The sequence below is a fragment of the Janthinobacterium sp. EB271-G4-7A genome (assembly GCF_020858075.1).
Lineage (GTDB): Bacteria > Pseudomonadota > Gammaproteobacteria > Burkholderiales > Burkholderiaceae_D > Janthinobacterium > Janthinobacterium lividum.
The window spans coordinates 2,843,915-2,857,307 of record NZ_JACYMI010000001.1; the positions used below are offsets into that span (position 1 = coordinate 2,843,915).

At 63.4% G+C, this 13,393-nt stretch carries 14 protein-coding genes; 11 read left to right on the forward strand and 3 right to left on the reverse strand.

From position 1 onward, the window contains the following. The first annotated feature begins 36 nt into the window (after positions 1-36). Complete coding sequence (locus IGS58_RS12875) at positions 37-822, forward strand: class I SAM-dependent methyltransferase (RefSeq protein ID WP_230521602.1); 786 nt, start codon at positions 37-39, stop codon at positions 820-822. 82 nt (positions 823-904) lie between these two features. Beyond that, on the forward strand, positions 905-2,041 hold the full coding sequence (locus tag IGS58_RS12880) for a catalase family protein (protein WP_230521603.1): 1,137 nt from the start codon (positions 905-907) through the stop codon (positions 2,039-2,041). Positions 2,042-2,108: 67 nt separating this feature from the next. On the opposite strand, the gene IGS58_RS12885 is transcribed toward IGS58_RS12880, so the two are convergent. Next, positions 2,109-2,903, reverse strand: coding sequence for an SDR family NAD(P)-dependent oxidoreductase (locus tag IGS58_RS12885; RefSeq protein ID WP_230521604.1), 795 nt, complete (start codon positions 2,901-2,903; stop codon positions 2,109-2,111). Positions 2,904-2,974: 71 nt separating this feature from the next. On the opposite strand from IGS58_RS12885, the gene IGS58_RS12890 reads away from it, so the two are divergent. The 7 genes from IGS58_RS12890 (at position 2,975) to IGS58_RS12920 (ending at position 7,934) form a co-directional block, all read left to right on the forward strand. Beyond that, positions 2,975-3,367, forward strand: a complete 393-nt coding sequence (locus tag IGS58_RS12890; protein ID WP_070254448.1) for a MerR family transcriptional regulator — start codon at positions 2,975-2,977, stop codon at positions 3,365-3,367. A gap of 3 nt (positions 3,368-3,370) precedes the next feature. Beyond that, positions 3,371-4,021 carry an SMI1/KNR4 family protein gene (locus tag IGS58_RS12895; protein WP_230521605.1) on the forward strand — a complete coding sequence of 217 codons (651 nt, stop codon included), beginning with the start codon at positions 3,371-3,373 and terminating at the stop codon, positions 4,019-4,021. Between the two features lie 113 nt (positions 4,022-4,134). Then, positions 4,135-4,686, forward strand: coding sequence for a DUF4142 domain-containing protein (locus tag IGS58_RS12900; protein ID WP_230521606.1), 552 nt, complete (start codon positions 4,135-4,137; stop codon positions 4,684-4,686). Between the two features lie 103 nt (positions 4,687-4,789). Next, complete coding sequence (locus IGS58_RS12905; protein ID WP_230521607.1) at positions 4,790-5,170, forward strand: hypothetical protein; 381 nt, start codon at positions 4,790-4,792, stop codon at positions 5,168-5,170. Between the two features lie 28 nt (positions 5,171-5,198). After that, a complete protein-coding gene (locus IGS58_RS12910; protein WP_230521608.1) occupies positions 5,199-5,615 on the forward strand; it encodes a hypothetical protein in 417 nt (138 codons plus the stop codon). 240 nt (positions 5,616-5,855) lie between these two features. Next, positions 5,856-6,323: a cache domain-containing protein gene (locus IGS58_RS12915; RefSeq protein WP_230521609.1), complete on the forward strand. Its 468-nt coding sequence runs from the start codon at positions 5,856-5,858 to the stop codon at positions 6,321-6,323. Positions 6,324-6,383: 60 nt separating this feature from the next. Next, complete coding sequence (locus tag IGS58_RS12920; RefSeq protein WP_230521610.1) at positions 6,384-7,934, forward strand: methyl-accepting chemotaxis protein; 1,551 nt, start codon at positions 6,384-6,386, stop codon at positions 7,932-7,934. On the opposite strand, the gene IGS58_RS12925 is transcribed toward IGS58_RS12920, so the two are convergent. Both IGS58_RS12925 and cadR read right to left on the reverse strand, forming a co-directional pair. Continuing rightward, positions 7,931-9,013 carry a hypothetical protein gene (locus tag IGS58_RS12925; RefSeq protein ID WP_230521611.1) on the reverse strand — a complete coding sequence of 361 codons (1,083 nt, stop codon included), beginning with the start codon at positions 9,011-9,013 and terminating at the stop codon, positions 7,931-7,933. The genes IGS58_RS12920 and IGS58_RS12925 overlap by 4 nt on opposite strands. Positions 9,014-9,025: 12 nt before the next feature. Continuing rightward, entirely contained in the window at positions 9,026-9,457 is a 432-nt protein-coding gene (gene cadR, locus IGS58_RS12930; RefSeq protein ID WP_230521612.1) for a Cd(II)/Pb(II)-responsive transcriptional regulator, read from the reverse strand. 98 nt (positions 9,458-9,555) lie between these two features. Here cadR and IGS58_RS12935 point away from each other — a divergent pair, with 98 nt between their 5' ends. Both IGS58_RS12935 and IGS58_RS12940 read left to right on the forward strand, forming a co-directional pair. Next, entirely contained in the window at positions 9,556-11,841 is a 2,286-nt protein-coding gene (locus IGS58_RS12935) for a heavy metal translocating P-type ATPase (protein ID WP_230521613.1), read from the forward strand. Between the two features lie 85 nt (positions 11,842-11,926). Beyond that, entirely contained in the window at positions 11,927-13,390 is a 1,464-nt protein-coding gene (locus IGS58_RS12940) for an alpha/beta fold hydrolase (RefSeq protein WP_230521614.1), read from the forward strand. Positions 13,391-13,393 lie beyond the last annotated feature (3 nt).

Below are 13,393 nucleotides of genomic sequence, written 5' to 3' on the forward strand. Positions count from 1 at the left end.
GCTACGCTCATGCCACGACCATCCGAGGAGTCTTGCATGAGCAGCAACATCCATCACGCGGCAGCCGGCGGTTACGCCACGGCGGCCGCCAGCTACGTCAAGGGCCGGCCCGATTACCCGCCGGAAGTGTCGGCCTGGCTGAAGGATAGCCTGGGCCTGGGGCCGGGCACAACCGTACTGGACCTGGGCGCCGGCACGGGCAAGTTCACGCCGCGCCTGCTGGACCTGGGCGCCACGGTCATCGCCGTGGAACCCGTGCCGGCCATGCTGGCGACATTGTCCGCAACCTTGCCGCAAGTCCAGGCCTTGGCAGGTACGGCAACGTCCATTCCCCTGCCCGACGCCTCGGTCGATGCCGTTGTTTGCGCACAAGCCTTCCACTGGTTCGCGACCCCGGCGGCGCTCGACGAGATATTGCGCGTGCTCAAGCCGGGCGGCAGGCTGGGCCTGGTGTGGAATTTGCGCGACGCCAGCGTGCCCTGGGTGGCCAGCCTGGACGCCATCGTCAACCGTGTCGAGGGCGACACGCCCCGCTACTACACGGGCGCCTGGCGCCACGTCTTCCCCCACGCGGGGCTGACGCACTTGCAGGAAACACAATTTTCCCAGGAGCATACGGGCACGGCCGAAGACGTGCTGTTCAACCGCGTGCGCTCCACCAGTTTTATTGCCGCCTTGCCGCCGCAGGAACGCCAGCGCATCGACGACGAGATTCGCCAGATGATCGCCTCGGAGCCGGCATTGCGCGGGCGGGACAGCATCAGCGTGCCCTACCGGACGGCCGCTTTCGTGGCGCAAAAGGCGGCATCGGCAGGTATTTAGGGGCCAGTGTATGCCAGCAAACAGAAGGATGTGGCGTTGGCGGCAATGATGGGGGCACACTCACCCATCACAAGGAAAAGCCATGTTCGCCATTCCACGCCCGCCCCTGCCTTACGAGCCGCGCTACGAGTTTGAAGAGGACGGCGAGCAGGAGACGTGCGCGCAGCTGCTGCAGACCCTGCACGGCATTTCCGCCACTACCTATGCCGACTCGGGCCATGCCACGCGCAGCGTGCATGCGAAAAGCCACGGCTTGCTGCGCGCCCGCCTGCAGGTACTCGATGGCCTGGCGCCCGAGCTGGCGCAAGGCCTGTTTGCCACGCCGGCCAGCTACGATGTGGTCATGCGCATCTCCACCATCCCTGGCGACATGCTTGACGACAAGGTGTCCGTACCGCGTGGCATGGCCATCAAAGTGACCGGCGTACCGGGCACGCAGCTGTCCAGCCTGGAACCGGACGATGGCACGGAGCCCGGCAGCACGCAGGATTTCGTGCTCGTCAACGGTCCCGCCTTCCTCGCACCCAGCGCGAAAAAGTTCCTCGGCAGCCTGAAGCTGCTGGCCAGTACCACGGATAAAGTCCCGCGCCTGAAACAGGCGCTGTCGACCGTACTGCAGGGAGCGGAAAAGGCGCTCGAAGCCGTGGGTGGCGAAAGCGGTACGCTGAAAAGCCTGGGTGGCCATCCGGAAACCCATGTGCTGGGCGAAACCTACTATAGCCAGGCGCCCATTTTATATGGCGTCTACATGGCCAAGGTGGCGCTGGTGCCCGTGTTGCCGGAACTGTCAGCCCTGAAAGGTGCGCCTGTCGACCTGGATGGCAAGCCGAATGGCTTGCGCGACGCCGTCGTGGCCTACTTTGCCCGCCATGCGGCCACCTGGGAAGTGCGTATCCAGCTGTGCCGCGACATCGCCAGCATGCCGCTGGAAGACGCTTCCGTCGCCTGGCCCGAGGCAGACAGCCCGTATCTGCCCGTGGCCCGCATCACGGCCCAGCCGCAGGCGGGCTGGAGCGAAGCCCTTTCGCGTGCCGTCGATGACGGCATGGCCTTCAGTCCCTGGCATGGCTTGCTGGCGCACCGGCCGCTCGGTTCCATCATGCGCGTGCGCAAGGCTGCGTATGCGATGTCTGCGCGTTTCCGCTTCGAACGCACGGGCAAGGTCGCGCGCGAACCGCGCAACCTCGACGACGTTTTTATCAATGCCGCCATCAAATAGGCACCATGCGCAGCGACAAGCCATGCTGACCGCGCCAGCCATGTCCTCCACCATGGCCTTCTGAAGCCTACGCCACCTTCGGCTTGAGCATGCCTTCCACGATCCCCAGCACGGTCTGGCGCGGCAGCAAGCGCGGCAGCAACGCCAGCAGCCGGTTCGGCCTGCCTGCCACATGGCTGCTGCGGCCACGGTCCAGCGCGCGCAGCGCTTCGTCGACGACGGCTTGAGGATCCATGCGCTTGCCCACGGCCGCTTCGGGTGCCGCCACCACGTCGAAAAAGGCCGTTTCCGTGGCGCCCGGGCACAGGGCCAGCACGCGCACGCCGCGGCTGCGGTTTTCGGCCCACAGGGCTTCCGAAAACGACAGCACGAAAGCCTTGCTGGCGCCATACACGGCCATGTAGGGATCGGGCTGCAGCGCGGCCGTGGACGCCACATTGATGATGGCGCCCCGCCCTTTTGCCAGCATGTGCGGCAAGGCGCAGTGCGTCAGTTCCATGAGGGCCGTGCAATTGACGGCCACCTCAAGCCCCTGGCGCGCCAGATCGATGCTTTCGAAGCGGCCGTGCGTGGCGAAACCCGCACTATTGATCAGTACATCGGGCGCCATGCCCAGCGCGCAGGCTTGCGCGTGGGCTTGTGCTGCGGCGCCGGGCAGGCCCAGGTCGGCCACCAGCGCATGCGCGCGGATGCCGTGGCGCTGGGAAAGTTCCCTGGCCAGGCTGTCGAGCACTGCGCCGGAACGGGCCAGCAACAGCAAATGGGCGCCGCGCGCGGCCAGGGTTTCCGCGAAGACGCGGCCGATGCCGGACGAGGCGCCCGTGATCAGCACGGTCTGCTTGGTGTAGTCGTATGGGAGCATGTTAAAAGTGTCGTAGTTGAAAGTGTTTCTACTGTAAACTGCGGTCTTTAGTCCACGGTCAAGGGAAAACGATGCGCATCGGAGAAATTACCCGCCTGACGGGCGTGAGCAAGGACACGGTGCGCTTCTATGAGCGCCAGGGTCTGCTGGACGAAGCGCCGCAGCCGGGCTTGACGAATAACTACAAGGAATATTCGGCGCAGGCGCTGCGGCGCATCGAGCTGATCGGCCACGCCAAGGCGCTGGGCTTTACCTTGAAGGAAATCGCCGAGGTCATTGCTGTATGGCAGGAAAACGCGCTCGATGCGGGCACCAAACGAGCAATGCTGGAAACGAAAATTGCCCAGATAGACGACAAGGCCCGCTCGATGGCCGTGCTGCGCGCCGGCCTCGTCGATGCGCTGGCCAAGGTGGAGACGGGCTGCGAGGACGGCGTGGCGGTCGCAAGAAATTTACAAGGATAATCAATGACTTATTACACGCAATACCGCCACCTGGCGCTCGAGGGCGCCAAGCCTGCCCCCACGGTGCAGCAGATCGCCGCCATCGAAGCCTTGCTGGAAGCACCGTTGCCGCCGGCCTTCCTCGCGTTCTTGCAAGTAGCCAACGGCGCTTATTTTGATTACACCTGCGATGTGCCGGACGGCAATGGCGGCGTGGAAAAAATGGGCTTCAATACCTTCTTCAGCGCCGACGAAGGCGATTTCTGCGATGAAACCCTGGTGGGCGAGATCCGCGCCGCGCGCAAGCATACGGACATGCCGGTGCGCATCCTGCCGTTCGCCCGCGATGGGGGCAATTCCATGGTCTACCTGGACCTGACGGAGGAAGGCGGCGGCCGGGTACTGGCCTATGTGCAGGAGTTGCCGGACTGGACGGGCAAGCGGGCCCACGGAATGATGGAGCTGGCGCCATCCTTCGACGCCTGGCTGGACAGCCTGTACATCGACCGCGACACGGTGCTCGACGAACTCGAACACAGCGTCTCGGAACCCTCCCACCTGGACGCGATGGCAGAATGGCTCGATATCGGCATGCCCGCCTGGCGCCGCGATGCGGGCATTGCCGCCTTGTTTGCGCTGAAACAAGTCGAATTGTGCGCTAACGAACAGGACTAGTCCTACGGGCATGGTCGTGACTGTCCTATGGGTGTGCGCAGGCTGCGGGCTTAACATTGTCATCAGCTTGCAGAAAAAACCACGCATGCGCTCATGATATGAAAGGATTTCCCATGCCTATCTCTACCACCAGTTCGCGTACGCCCTCCCTGAAAAGCGTGGCCATCGGCGCCGCCGTGGCGCTCCTGAGCGGCATCGCCATCAACAGCATCGCCGCTGCCGCGCCAGGCGCGTACGACAAGCAATTCCTCAGCAAGGCTGCCGATGCGGGCAGCACGGAAATTGCTGCCAGCAAAGTGGCGCAAAGCAAGAGCAGCAATCCCGAGGTGAAGAAATTCGCCGACGCCATGGTCACCGATCATACGAAAGTGGCCGACGAGCTGAAACAGCTGGCCAGCAGCAAGCAGATCGAGGTCAGTGACCAGCCCGGCGCCAAACACAAGGCGCAGATCGACAAGCTGAGCCGCCTGGAAGGCCAGCCCTTCGACAAGGAATATGCGGCCAGCATCGGCGTGGCGGCGCACAAGGAAGCCGTGAAACTGTTTACGGACGCCAGCCAGAAAGCCAGCGATCCCGACATCAAGGCCTTTGCCGTCAAAACCTTGCCAGCGCTGCAACATCACCTGGAAATGGCGAACGCCCTGCAGGCGACGTTGGCGAAATAGACGGCCATACGCGGGGAAATACTTGCAGTACGTGCTGTACAGCAAGTATTTCCGCTCTTGACATACAATGCGGCAACTTCGTTTTTGGCCATGCCATGACCTCATGCAGCTACTCAAGAAAACCGGCCTGATCGCCGCCGCCTTCCTGCTCATCATTGTGTTGGCAGGTTGGCTATTCATCAAGGTGAGCGCGGCGCGCAATGCCACCGTCTATGCACAGCAGTGGAACGATCAGGGCACGTGCGTGATCAAGACCTATGTGCCGCACTACGGCAACGGCGTGCCGCAGAACATCGTGCGCGCCCTCAGCACATCCACCTTTTTCCGCGTGTATCACAAGGATGGAACCCTGCTGGAAAGCACGGAATGGGTGCTGGACATGCATGAAGACGGCATTCTCGACCATGCGCGCTGGGGCCAGAACCGCGCCATCTACCCGACGGACATGGGCGACGAAGGCTGGACCTTGCCCGAATGCGCGTAACTCTTTAGCAATCAAACGAAAGACTCCCATGCTGCGCGGCCCCTGGAGCGACGCCCCCTACCTTCCCACCTTGCACCATTTCCTCGGTCCCTTTGACGTGTATGACCGCGAAGAAACCCTGGGCGTGGAGCTGGATGCCTGGGACATGAACGATCCCGCCCAGCGCGCGGCGCTGATACGGCGCGACATCACGTCGCAATACAAGGAACTCGGCTACCGCCACCGCCACGCGCTGGTGGCTGTGCTGGCGCAGGCCTTGCAAGACCCCGCCTACGATTTCCAGGCCATCCTCGAACATGACCCCGAAAGCACGCATGCGCTGCCGGCCCGGTGGGACGAGATGGACGACCCGCGCGCCTTCTTTGCCGATATCTACCGCCTGGTGATGCAGGACTGGCGCGAGGACCTAGCGCGCGCGGCGGCGGAAGACCCGGCCGACTGGTAGCGCGGCGCAGGCACCACACTAGCGTATCGATAGCCTTCAGCACCGTTTCCCCTCTGAAAACAGCGTTTTTGCAAGCTGCACGCAGCGTTGCAAAAACGCCCCACTGAAAAAATATCTGTTGCACCAGCGCATGCTCGCTGGCATCGCGCTACCATGAACCGTCGGCACTTCCATAGGCGCCGCCTTACCGCACCGGTTCCCCCGCCGGCTTTCCCCTGCCGCAATGTGAAGGAGATTCTCATGCCCAAGTTCGCCCCTGCCATGTGCCTGTCGCTCATCCTTGCCGCCGCTGCGCTACCTGGTATCGCCAGCGCTGCCGAAGGCGGCGCCACGCGCGCCGACGCCGAAGCCATGGTCAAGAAAGGCGTGGCCTACATCAAGAGTGCCGGCGATGCCAAGGCGTATGGCGACATCACGGCCAAGTCGCCGCAATTCATCCTGCACGACCTGTACCTGGTCGTCTACAAGCTCGACGGCACGGTGGCCGCGCATGGCGCCAACCCGAAAATGGTCGGCAAGAACCTGATCGAATTGAAGGATATCGATGGCAAGGCTTTCGTCAAGGAAAGAGTCGACCTGGCCAGGAGCAAGGGCACGTTCTGGCAGGAATACAAGTTCACGAATCCGGAAACCAAGAAGATCGAGCCGAAAGTGATGTATTGCGAAAAGCTGGCCGAGACCGTCGTCTGCGGCGGCATCTACCTGTAGCCAGCCGCCGCGCCGCCAGCGCCGCGATGGTTTTCCGCTCTCTTGACGATATGGGTTCCGATGAAAATCGCACAGAAGATGTTGATCGTCCCGGTGGTCGCGCTGGCTTGCCTGCTGGCCATGGGGGCCTTGTCCTACTTCGCCATGCAGCAGAACGAGCAGCGCATGCGCGAACTGAAAGACGTCACCCTCACAGCCGAGCGGCTTGCGAACCAACAAGCCATTGCCCTGGGTCAAGTCCACGCCGACGTGTACGCGAAGATTGCCATCGCGGCCAGCCTGTCGGACGAACAGTTCAAGCAATTCGGTACGCAAACGGATGGCCAGCTGAACGCCATTGCGCAAGGCTTGAAGGAACTGCAGAAATTCTCGGGCGCCGCCACGGAAGCGGGCCAGGCGCTGCCGGGCATCGAGCGCTACCGTGCCAGCGTGGCACAGGCGCTGGACCTGGCGTCCATGGACCCGAATACGGGTGTGGCGGCGATGCAAAATGCCGCCGGACACTACCAGCAAGTGCGCGGGCAGTTGCGCCAGGTGCTGCTCAATCTCGACCACCGCACCGTCTATGCCTTGCAGGATACCAAGAATGCGGGCCAGCGCGCCGGCTGGCTGTCGCTGGGTACCATGGCCATCGGCTTCGCCCTGTTGGCCCTGATCGCCACGTGGGTGGCGCGCTCCGTGGTGCGGCCCATCGATGACGCTTGCCGCGCCGCCGAATCGCTGGCCGCCGGCGACCTGACCACGCGCATCGAGGCGCAGGGCGACGATGAGGTGGGCAAGCTGTCACGCGCCTTGGCCACCGTGCTGAAAAACTGGAACACCTTGTTGGGCGAGATACGCCAGGCGGGTTCCACCATCACGGTGGAAGCGAGTGAAATCGCGCTCGGTAATGCCGATTTGTCGGCCCGCACCGAGTCGCAAGCCCATTCCTTGCAGGAAACGGCATCGTCGATGCACGCCTTGACCGATACCGTGCGCGAGAATGCCAATCACGCGCACCAGGCCAACCAGATGGTGCTGTCGACCTCGAACGTGGCGCTGGAAGGCGGCCGCGTCGTGGGCCAGGTGGTCGAAACGATGGGCTCGATCAAGGCTAGTTCCGGGCGCATTGTCGATATTATCGCCGTCATCGACGGCATCGCGTTCCAGACGAATATCCTCGCCTTGAACGCGGCCGTGGAAGCGGCGCGCGCAGGCGAACAGGGGCGCGGCTTTGCCGTCGTCGCCACCGAAGTGCGGGGCCTGGCGCAGCGTTCGGCCACGGCGGCGCGTGAAATCAAGCAGCTGATCGAGGATTCCGTTGCCAGGATAGAAACGGGCAGCGAACTGGCCGACAGCGCCGGGCGCACCATGGGAGATATCGTCGCCTCCGTCCAGCAAGTGACGGAAATCATGAACGACATCACGGCGGCCAGCCAGCGCCAGAGCAAGGGCATCGAGGAAGTCAACAATGCCATCACGGAAATGGACGAATTGACCCAGCGTAATGCCGCCCTCGTCGAACAGTCGGCCGCGGCCGCGCAAAGCATGCAGGACCAGGCGCACGATTTATTGCGCGTGGTCGACGCATTCCGCCTCGGTGATGGCGGCCCGCCCTTGCTGCCGCGTTAGTGACGTGGCGGCAATGCGGCCTTGGCACAGGCCAGCATTTTATTCCCCGCCGCGGCCAGCGCGGGGTCCGGGTCCGCCTGCAAGACGCTGCCCCGGCTGTTCTGGTCATCGTAACTGCCCAGCATGGCCGCATACAGCGAGGCCTGGTCCTGCAAACGCCAGGCGGCACTGCGGGAATTGCCGGGCGCGGCAGGCATGCTGGCGCTGAAGTAGCTATACAGGCCGCCCACCTGCTTCTTGTGCAGCCATTCCATCAATTGCACGATGCGGTACTGTTCCAGCAGGCTCAGCTCGCTGACGTTGACGCTGGACAAGGTGTAATACAGTGCCAGCCGGGCCATCCAGTTGCCCTTTTCGCCGGCCGCCACCAGCGCATCCCAGGCGGGACCGGAGCGCACCTTGCGCACGTCGCGCGGCGCGCCTATCCAGGCATTCACAGCGGCCTGGTCCGGCACGGAACCGTAGTAGTCGGGCGCGCGGCAGACGAACTGGCGCGCATCCGGCCCGTCCTGCGGGACTTCGTCGGCGATATGCCTGGCGATCTTGTCGCCGATGCCCAGCAGGCGTTTGCCATAGCCTTCCAGGGTCCAGCTCGAAGGCAAACGCCCCAGCCAGGCCAGCGCATCGTCGTTGGCCCTGGCCGCCACCGCATAGGCGGCGATCCTGGCCTGCATCCTGGCTTCCTTTTGCTGCTCCGCCAGCTTGAGCGCATCCTGCTCTTCATCATAACGGCTCGTGGTTTTGGCCAGTTGCATGCATTGCTGGAAGGCGTCAGGGGCGCCCTGCCAGCATTCGGCGGGAACCTTCAGCTGCCAGCGCATGCTGACAGTTTTCAGAATATACGTGTCTTCCCCCTCCTCCCCCTTGACATAGGCACGGCCGTCCGCCTTGGTCACGCCTTTCGTCAGCTGCTTGCCGCCAAGTGTGCTCCAGGTGTACGGATCATCATTTTGCGGCACGCCGGGCACGGCGTACAAAGTCAGGTAATGGCCGACTGCGGCAGGTGCATCGGCGGCATGGCTCAGCGGCGACAGCAGGGATAAGGTCAATAAAGTTTTTTTAGGCAACAGTTTCAACATGCAGCAATCGGTTCAATGAAGTTCGGTATGGCAGGCGCAGTCGTGGCCGCTGGCCGCCTCGGACAGGTTTTGCAAAATCGCGCAGTCTTGCGACGGCTGCGGCTGGTCGCACTGATGGCGCAAGGTCACCAGTTGCTGCTGCAGGGTATGCAGATTCGCCATCTGTTCGGCAATGCGCAGAATATGGTGGTCGAGCAATTCATTGACGCTCTGGCAACCTTCGGCCGGATTGTTCTTAAATTCCAGCAAGGCACGGATATCCGTCAAGCCGATCTGCAGGGAGCGGCAATGGCGGATGAATTGCAGCCGCTCCTGGTGTTCTTCCCGGTACTCGCGGTAGCCGGCGCTGTTGCGGCCCGGTTCCTGCAGCAAGCCCGCCTTTTCATAGTAACGCACGGTTTCCACGTCACAATCTGTCCGTTTGGCCAGTTCTCCGATACGCATGGTATCCCCTTTTCATTCTTTCATGCAAATTCCGCTTGACCCTGTAGCGGCTACAGGGTTTCTAATGGAAGCATACACGAAACCGGAAGGACGATGCGATGCCGCACGATAGCCATAACCATACCCATGCGCACGACCACAAGCATGCGCACGAACCCAGCCCTGCGCCCAAGGCGGCCAGTTGCTGTTCCAGCCAGCATGCGTGCTCGTCCACGCCTGCCGTCCCAACCGGCCCAGTCCTGCCCAGCACGCCCATCGCCGGCGCCAACACGGCCAAATACCGCATTGCCAACATGGATTGCCCCACGGAAGAACGGTTGATCCGCAACAAGCTGGCCAATATGGCCGGCGTCGTGGGCCTCGATTTCAACCTGATGAACCGCGTGCTCGACGTGCACCACACCCTGCCGTCGCTGGCCACGGTGGAAGCGGCGCTGCACGGCATCGGCATGCAGGCGATTCCCATGGAGACGGACGCGGTCGTCGCGCGCGACCCGAACGAAGGCAGCCTGTCCGGCATGCAAAAAGGCTTGCTGGTGGTTTCCGGCCTGGCCGCTGCCGGCGCCGAAGCGCTGGCATGGACCACGCATGAAGACAGTTCGCCCCTCGTCATCGCCCTGGCCCTGCTGTCGATCGCCACGGGCGGCTGGCCGACCCTGAAAAAGGGCTGGATTGCCCTGAAAACGTTCACCCTGAACATCAATTTCCTGATGAGCCTGGCGGTCTTTGGCGCCATCGCCATCGGCCAGTGGCCGGAAGCGGCCATGGTCATCTTCCTGTTCGCCATCGCCGAGCTGATCGAAGGCTTGTCCCTGAACCGCGCGCGCAACGCCGTGCACAGCCTGATGCAACTGGCGCCCGACACGGCGACCGTTGCCGACGCCAGTGGCGCCTGGCAGCAGGTGAACGTCGCCACAGTGGCCATCGGCACGCTGATGCGCGTCAAGCCGGGCGAACGCATCGCCCTCGACGGCATCGTGCAAAGCGGCGAATCGTCCGTCAACCAGGCGCCGATCACCGGTGAAAGCATGCCGGTGGACAAGGCTGTGGGCGACGTCGTGTATGCGGGCACCATCAATGAACGGGGCTTGCTCGACGTTACCGTCACTGCCAACAGCGGCAACAGCACCCTGGCGAAAATCGTCAAGGTGATCGAGGAAACCCAGGGAAAACAGGCGCCCACGCAGCGCTTTGTCGACAATTTCGCCCGCTACTACACGCCGGCCGTGGTCGTGTTCGCCATCCTGGTGGCCGTACTGCCACCTTTGCTTTTTGGCGCGCCCTTCATGGCCTGGGTATATAAGGCGCTGGTGATGCTGGTGATCGCCTGCCCATGCGCGCTCGTCATTTCCACGCCTGTCACCGTCGTCAGCGGCCTGACGGCGGCCGCGCGGCGCGGCATTCTGGTGAAAGGCGGGCAATTCCTGGAAACGGGTTACCGCATCAAGGCCATCGCCGTCGACAAGACGGGCACCTTGACCATGGGCAAACCGGCCGTCACGGACGTGGTGGCATTGGACGGCAGCGACCGCGACGCCATCCTGCTGCTGGCCGCCAGTCTGGACGCCAATTCCGCCCACCCGCTGGCCGCCGCCATCGTCAAGGCGGGCCCGCCCGCCAGCAGCCACTTGCCCGTCACCCAGTTTGCCGCCCTGCATGGGCGCGGCGTGCAAGGCACGATCGATGGCCAGACATACTATCTGGGCAATGCGCGCCTGATGACGGAATTGAATGTCTTGACGCCGGCATTGCAAGCCATCCTGGCGCGGCTGGAACAGCAAGCCTACACGGCCATGGTGCTGGCCACCTCGGCCGGCGCGCTGGGCGTGATCGCCGTGGCCGACGTGCTGCGCCCGACGGCGGCGTCCGCCATTGCCAGATTAAATGCGCTGGGCGTGACCACCGTGATGCTGACGGGAGACAATTTGCTGACGGCCCAGCGCATCGGCGATGAAGTCGGTGTCAGCCTGGTCAAGGCGGAATTGCTGCCGGAGAATAAACTGGATGAAATCAAGGCCTTGCAGCAGCAGTTCGGCGTGGTCGCCATGCTGGGCGACGGCGTCAACGACGCCCCGGCCCTGGCGCAGGCCGACATCGGCTTTGCCATGGGCGCGGCCGGCAGCGACACGGCCATCGAAACGGCGGACGTGGCCCTGATGGACGATGAATTGGGCAAGTTGCCTGAATTCATCAGCCTGAGCCAGCGCACGCGCAGCATCCTCGTGCAAAACATCAGCTTTGCCATCGGCATCAAGGCCGTGTTCTTCGGCCTGGCCCTGGCCGGCATGGCGACCCTGTGGATGGCCGTGTTCGCCGACGTGGGCGCCAGCCTGCTGGTGGTGGCGAACGGCCTCAGGCTGCTGCGCGGCAGTAAAGCCAAATAAATCCACGTGGAAAACTTTCCATCTGGACAATTGCTGTAAAAAACGCTACTTTGGTGGCTGATCTCCACCTCTGCCAAAGTAGCCGATGACCTTCCTGCCCCGCTTGACCCTGCTGGTAGCAACGCTTGCCAGCGCTTCCCTGCATGCCGAACCGATGTTTTTCACGCCCTGTTCCGATACGGCCGCTCCCGGCAGCCTGTGCTCGGGCTTGAACGTGCCTGGCAGCTACGATACCCAGGGCCGCGGCATCGGTGATCCGGACGCCATGCACGTTTTCGTGCGCAAGTTTTCGGCCGATGTGCCTGTCGGCAAGCCCGCCAAGGGCACCCTGTGGCTGGTGGCGGGCGGTCCCGGCGAATCGGGCGCTTCGTTCTACAACTTGCTGCCCACCTTGCGCCGCAGCTTTCCCGGCTTTGAATTCCTCATCCCCGACCACCGCGGCACGGGCAATTCTTCTCGCCTGTGCAAGGTGGAAGAGTCGGAACAAAGTCCCGGCGGCCGCGCCCTGGCTGGCGCCGAATGGGGCAGCTGCTTTGCCGGCCTCAGCCTTGTACCGGAATACGCGGGCCAGTTTTCCATCACGATGGCGGCACGCGACTTGCAAGCCCTGATCGAAGGCGAACGCAAGGCCAAGGGCAAACAGCCGCCCGTGTATGTATACAGTGTGTCGTACGGCACGCAGCTGGTCTTGCGCGCCTTGCAACTGGGGCCGCTGCCCGTCAAGGGCGTCATATTCGACTCGCTGGTGCCGCTGCAAACGGATGCGCGCTGGGACTTGAGCCAGCGTTCGCACGTGGTCAACACGGTCGGCATGCAGGTGTTGGCCCGCTGCGACGCGGACCCGGCTTGCCATGCGGCGATTGCCGAACCGGCCGCAACCCTGTACCGGCGCGTGCTGGACAAGACGCAAGCGGATCCCGCCCTGCTGGTGAAGATTCCTGGCAAGAACCTGAAAAATTTCCTGGGCGGCATGCTCGACGTGCCGGCCGCCCGCGCCCGCATCCCGTATCTGTTGCGCGAGCTGGACCAGGGCAAGGATGGGGAACTGGCGTCCGTGCGCGCCACGTTGACGCAGGCGGCGGCCAGCCTGGGCAGCTATCCCCAGTCGCCGCTGTCGATTCCGCTGGTCAGTATCATCAGCAATTCGGAAAACAATCTGCAGCCTTCGTTGCGCCCCGGCTGGGCCGCCACCGACATCGACCGCGACGAGGCGGACCTGCTGTTTACCAGTCCCCTGCCCCGCATCCTGCTGGGCGGCGGCTTGCCCACCTACCCGCGCGATGCCTTTTTCGGCGCCTTGCCGGCGAAAGTGCCGCCAACTCTGGTTCTGCAGGGAACCCTGGACCCGAAAACGCCGTACGCGGGCGCGCAGGCGCAGGTACAGGCTTTGACGCAGAGCAAGGCCGGCAAGGTGGCCCTGTCCACCGTGCAGAACGCCCCGCATTTCCTGTTGTGGACGGCGCCCGCCTGCTTTGCACAGGCCAGTACCCGCTTTATCGCCGGCAAGCAGGCGCAGGATTGCACGCTGCAGTTCCCCCCAACTATATAAGAG

Coding starts and splice junctions, on each gene's coding strand:
- IGS58_RS12875 (WP_230521602.1), top strand. CDS start 37: ATGAGCAGCAACATCCATCACGCGGCAGCCGGCGGTTACGCCACGGCG.
- IGS58_RS12880 (WP_230521603.1), top strand. CDS start 905: ATGTTCGCCATTCCACGCCCGCCCCTGCCTTACGAGCCGCGCTACGAG.
- IGS58_RS12885 (WP_230521604.1), bottom strand. CDS start 2,903: ATGCTCCCATACGACTACACCAAGCAGACCGTGCTGATCACGGGCGCC.
- IGS58_RS12890 (WP_070254448.1), top strand. CDS start 2,975: ATGCGCATCGGAGAAATTACCCGCCTGACGGGCGTGAGCAAGGACACG.
- IGS58_RS12895 (WP_230521605.1), top strand. CDS start 3,371: ATGACTTATTACACGCAATACCGCCACCTGGCGCTCGAGGGCGCCAAG.
- IGS58_RS12900 (WP_230521606.1), top strand. CDS start 4,135: ATGCCTATCTCTACCACCAGTTCGCGTACGCCCTCCCTGAAAAGCGTG.
- IGS58_RS12905 (WP_230521607.1), top strand. CDS start 4,790: ATGCAGCTACTCAAGAAAACCGGCCTGATCGCCGCCGCCTTCCTGCTC.
- IGS58_RS12910 (WP_230521608.1), top strand. CDS start 5,199: ATGCTGCGCGGCCCCTGGAGCGACGCCCCCTACCTTCCCACCTTGCAC.
- IGS58_RS12915 (WP_230521609.1), top strand. CDS start 5,856: ATGCCCAAGTTCGCCCCTGCCATGTGCCTGTCGCTCATCCTTGCCGCC.
- IGS58_RS12920 (WP_230521610.1), top strand. CDS start 6,384: ATGAAAATCGCACAGAAGATGTTGATCGTCCCGGTGGTCGCGCTGGCT.
- IGS58_RS12925 (WP_230521611.1), bottom strand. CDS start 9,013: ATGTTGAAACTGTTGCCTAAAAAAACTTTATTGACCTTATCCCTGCTG.
- cadR (WP_230521612.1), bottom strand. CDS start 9,457: ATGCGTATCGGAGAACTGGCCAAACGGACAGATTGTGACGTGGAAACC.
- IGS58_RS12935 (WP_230521613.1), top strand. CDS start 9,556: ATGCCGCACGATAGCCATAACCATACCCATGCGCACGACCACAAGCAT.
- IGS58_RS12940 (WP_230521614.1), top strand. CDS start 11,927: ATGACCTTCCTGCCCCGCTTGACCCTGCTGGTAGCAACGCTTGCCAGC.